Origin of the sequence: Planktothrix sp. FACHB-1355 (assembly GCF_014748295.1) — a bacterium.
Taxonomy (GTDB): Bacteria; Cyanobacteriota; Cyanobacteriia; order Cyanobacteriales; family Aerosakkonemataceae; genus Aerosakkonema; species Aerosakkonema funiforme_A.
The window spans coordinates 1-3,892 of the sequence record NZ_JACJUP010000642.1 but is presented as its reverse complement, the minus strand read 5'-3'; the positions used below and the strand labels follow the sequence as shown (position 1 = coordinate 3,892).

5 protein-coding genes are annotated in these 3,892 nt (G+C 48.5%); 2 read left to right on the top strand and 3 right to left on the bottom strand.

Annotated elements, in window-relative coordinates; all coding sequences use genetic code 11:
* Together H6S82_RS22250 and H6S82_RS22245 are read left to right on the top strand one after the other, a co-directional pair.
* The coding region (locus tag H6S82_RS22250; RefSeq protein ID WP_191056717.1) for an AAA family ATPase at positions 1–752 on the top strand (752 nt) is incomplete at its 5' end.
* Positions 753–899: 147 nt separating this feature from the next.
* Entirely contained in the window at positions 900–1,253 is a 354-nt protein-coding gene (locus tag H6S82_RS22245; RefSeq protein ID WP_190469362.1) for a DUF1257 domain-containing protein, read from the top strand.
* 288 nt (positions 1,254–1,541) lie between these two features.
* Here H6S82_RS22245 and aroF read toward each other — a convergent pair whose 3' ends face one another.
* From aroF to rpsO, 3 genes are all read right to left on the bottom strand, one after another.
* A complete protein-coding gene (gene aroF / locus H6S82_RS22240; protein ID WP_190469359.1) occupies positions 1,542–2,603 on the bottom strand; it encodes a 3-deoxy-7-phosphoheptulonate synthase in 1,062 nt (353 codons plus the stop codon).
* A 146-nt stretch (positions 2,604–2,749) separates the two neighbouring features.
* On the bottom strand, positions 2,750–3,220 hold the full coding sequence (locus tag H6S82_RS22235; RefSeq protein ID WP_190469355.1) for a PAM68 family protein: 471 nt from the start codon (positions 3,218–3,220) through the stop codon (positions 2,750–2,752).
* A 5-nt stretch (positions 3,221–3,225) separates the two neighbouring features.
* Positions 3,226–3,495 carry a 30S ribosomal protein S15 gene (gene rpsO, locus H6S82_RS22230; RefSeq protein ID WP_190469353.1) on the bottom strand — a complete coding sequence of 90 codons (270 nt, stop codon included), beginning with the start codon at positions 3,493–3,495 and terminating at the stop codon, positions 3,226–3,228.
* Positions 3,496–3,892 lie beyond the last annotated feature (397 nt).

Sequence of the window (3,892 nt, the reverse complement as noted above, 5' to 3'; positions counted from 1 at the left end):
AATACGGACTACCACAGCCAAAAGGGATGCTAATCTTAGGCGTACCGGGTTGCGGCAAGTCCCTCATTGCTAAAACAACTTCTCGTCTTTGGGGTTTGCCACTACTGCGACTGGACATGGGCCGTGTGTACGATGGCTCGATGGTGGGTCGCTCAGAGGCTAATCTGAGAAATGCGCTGAAAACAGCCGAATCTATTTCCCCGGTTATTCTATTTATCGACGAGTTAGATAAAGCTTTTGCAGGTAGTGCAGGCTCATCGGACTCAGATGGAGGTACCTCTAGCCGGATATTTGGCTCCTTCCTCACATGGATGCAAGAGAAAACCTCCCCAGTCTTTGTGATGGCAACGGCGAACAGAGTCGAACGCTTACCTGGGGAATTTTTGAGGAAGGGTCGCTTTGATGAAATTTTCTTCGTAGATTTGCCAACTCTAGAAGAACGCCAAGAGATATTTAAGATTCACTTATCTAAGCGTCGCCGAGAAGTGTCTCGCTTTGACTTGGAACAGCTCGGTAAAGTCTCTGATGGCTTCTCTGGAGCAGAAATTGAGCAGGCGCTGGTTGCCGCAATGTACGAAGCCTTTGCTCAAGATAGAGAATTCACGCAGCTAGATATCATTGCCGCGATTAAAGCCACACAACCGCTGTCGAGAACAATGACGGAACAGGTTACGGCCTTGCGAGATTGGGCCAGACAGCGTGCGCGGCCTGCTGCATCCTCCGTAGCTGAATATCAGCGAATGGAGTTTTAAAAGCTTTCTCCTGCTCCCAACAGGAGGAAAGGCTAGCCTTAGCTAGCAGTTTAAGTAAATGCCGCTAAAAGCTTTCTTGGGCGGCAACATCCGAACAAAACCAAAAACGTTGTCGTTTGTTTCTAACTTCTCTAGGAGGAAATCCCAATGTCTCACTTTAGCACTCTGCGGACCAAAATCACCGATGCCGAAATCCTTAAAACTTCTCTGCGCGACCTGGGTATCACGGTGAAGAGCAACGCCGATGTCCGTGGATACAACGGTCAACGGGTTCGAGCTGACTTGGTTGCAGTTTTGGAAGGCGAATACGATTTGGGTTGGTCTCGCAATAGCGACGGCACTTTCGACCTGATTGCTGACCTGTGGGGTGTTGCTAAGAAGCACAACCAAACCGAGCTGATCAACTCTATCAATCAGAAGTACGCTGTTAACAAGACTTTGGCAGAAGTGAAGCAGCGCGGTCTGCAAAACGCGAATGTGAAGTTGGTAGTGCAAAAATAATTGCTCTGCGCGTTCCCAAGCTCACGGGTTAACCGACGGGAGGTTGGCCCGTTTCTATTCCACTTTATACTGCCAAACCCCTTTAGCAGAAAGGGGAACTAATGAGCCAAAAATTATCTACCCTTGTAGACATAAAAAGAGGTCAGCTCCTAAAGCTGGCCTTTTTCAGTTTGTCGGGTGCGTCAGATGGTGTTACATATCTGTCAACCACCCCACCCACAAGGGGATGGGGCTTGAAACTAACCAGATAAAATCAGCATTTTGTGGGTATGACGCACCGTCCTAAATTTAGGAGGCAAGTGCTGCAACTGGTTGAGGCCAGCGTCCGACTGCCTTACCGATGACAGCCATTTCTTGCATCAAGCGATCGAATCTTTCTGGTGTTAAAGATTGCGGGCCATCAGACAAAGCTTTGGCTGGGTTGGGGTGTACTTCAATCATCAGCGAGTCCGCGCCAGCTGCGATCGCCGCCATTGCCATTGAAGGTACGTATTCGGCTCGTCCGGTACCGTGGCTGGGGTCGATCATGATGGGCAAATGGGTAAGGGTACGCAATACAGGTACTACCGCCAAATCTAGGGTGTTGCGTGCGTACTGGCGATCGAATGTGCGAATACCCCGCTCGCACAAAATCACATTCGGGTTGCCAGCCGCTAAGATATATTCAGCAGCCATCAACCAATCTTCTATTGTAGCTGCCATTCCCCGTTTTAGCAAGACTGGCTTTGGTTGCGCCCCCACTTTTTTGAGCAGTGAGAAATTCTGCATATTGCGGGCACCGATTTGAATGACATCAGCGTATTCGCCTAGAACATCTAAATCGGCGGCATCCATCAATTCCGTGATAATACCGAGGCCGGTGGCTTGTCGTGCTGCTGCCAGCAATTGCAACGCACTCTCGCCGTGACCTTGGAAAGCATAAGGGGAAGTGCGAGGCTTGTAAGCACCTCCACGCAAGAACTGCGCCCCTGCTGCCTTTACCCGTCGCGCCGTTTCGACAATCATTTGTTCGTTCTCAACGGAACAAGGCCCAGCGGTGACGACGAGAGGATGGTGCTGACCAAAAGCTACAGGCCCGTTGGGAGTAGGAACTACTACTTCGGAGGGTTCGCCGTGACGGAACTCTAAGCTGGCGCGTTTGAAGGGCTGTTCTACGCGCAGCACTTGTTCTATCCAGGGGCTGATTTCCTGAATTTGTAGTGGGTCGAGGTCGGCGGTATCGCCAACTAACCCGATCACTACTTTATGCTTACCGACTATTTTTTCTGGTGTCAGTCCCCAGGTTGTGAGATCTTGGCTAACACGGGCAATCTCGACTTCTGGGGAGCCGATTTTCATGACGACGATCATATTGAAAATCCTTTTTTAAGTTTTTTGGGTGCAGAATCTGGTAATAGCTAACCTATAGGCTCTCATATCAAACTCGATCGAGCCAACCTGGTGTTGCGTTTTCGGCATAGCCAGCTTGCTTGCTGTGATGGTTATGCAGCAAGTTTTTAATTTTTTTGCTTACCCGATCGCCATGCCGCCGTCATTCGTCCCCAGTTGACGGTAAATTGTTCCCATCCGAATATGCTGCCTGGTGTTTCTTCTTCCCATGATGCGGAAAGGACACCATAGCTCAACCCCAAAACTCCCAGACCGAAAAAGCCCATGCTGGTCAAAACTACGACCGGGGTCGGTAGTGTGAACCAAGCATGGCTAACCACGATATAGCTGAGAATAAAGGTGGATATGCCCAGGGAGGTGGGAATGCCGCAAAAAAAGGCCATTCGCTTTACCATGCGCTGGCTCACTGCCTCTGGAATAGCTTTGTTCTCTTTGCTGACCGATCGCGGTTTGTCTTCTGTTTTGGCCGCAATCGGTGTCGCAGATGAGGTTTTGGTCGCTTTTTTGCTATTTTTTTTGGGCTCGAAGGGTAAGCGTTTCTTACCGGATGAGGACTCCTGTTGAGGTTCTGATGGCATAACCTTTAACCGCGAATGCCCAGGCGACCGATTAACGCTTGATAGCGCTCGACATTTTGTTTGGAAATATAGGAAAGTAGGCGCTTGCGTTGTCCGATCAGTTTTAACAAGCCTCGCCGAGAAGCGTGGTCTTTGTCATTGGCTTTGAGGTGTTCGCTGAGGCGGTTGATCCGATCGGTCAGGATGGCTATTTGCACATCTGTCGAGCCGGTGTCGGTTTCGTGTACTTGGTATTCGGTGATCAGTTGTTGTTTGCGCTCTTGAGTGAGGGCCATGTTTGACTTGTTTGTTATTTATGCAGCAGCCTTTGATTTTATCACAAGTGGCTGGGTAAGGGGGAAGAGGGGAGTGGGGGAGTGGGGGAACTAATATTTTTTTCTGTTCGTTCTCACTCGTTCGCACGAAGGGATATTAGTTTCAGGCATATATAATATTTTGTTTTATTTGCGTTGGCGATATTTTATTTTTTCGATTTTATCTCTTTCAGCAAAGAAAACTTTCTGCAAGTAATTCTCAATTAATTAACGTATTTACTTCGTTTGAAGTCTGTGGTAAATTTGAATAATGTCAGGCTTGGTATAACTTTTAACCAAAATTTGTCAGATTTAGAAGCTGAAAGCCTATTAATTGCGTTGATGATTGGTCTGAAGAAGTGGCGATCGCACCCAAAAC

Excerpts from the sequence above, each read along its gene's own strand:
- aroF (WP_190469359.1), bottom strand. The coding sequence starts at position 2,603 with ATGATCGTCGTCATGAAAATCGGCTCCCCAGAAGTCGAGATTGCCCGT.
- H6S82_RS22235 (WP_190469355.1), bottom strand. The coding sequence starts at position 3,220 with ATGCCATCAGAACCTCAACAGGAGTCCTCATCCGGTAAGAAACGCTTA.
- H6S82_RS22245 (WP_190469362.1), top strand. The coding sequence starts at position 900 with ATGTCTCACTTTAGCACTCTGCGGACCAAAATCACCGATGCCGAAATC.
- rpsO (WP_190469353.1), bottom strand. The coding sequence starts at position 3,495 with ATGGCCCTCACTCAAGAGCGCAAACAACAACTGATCACCGAATACCAA.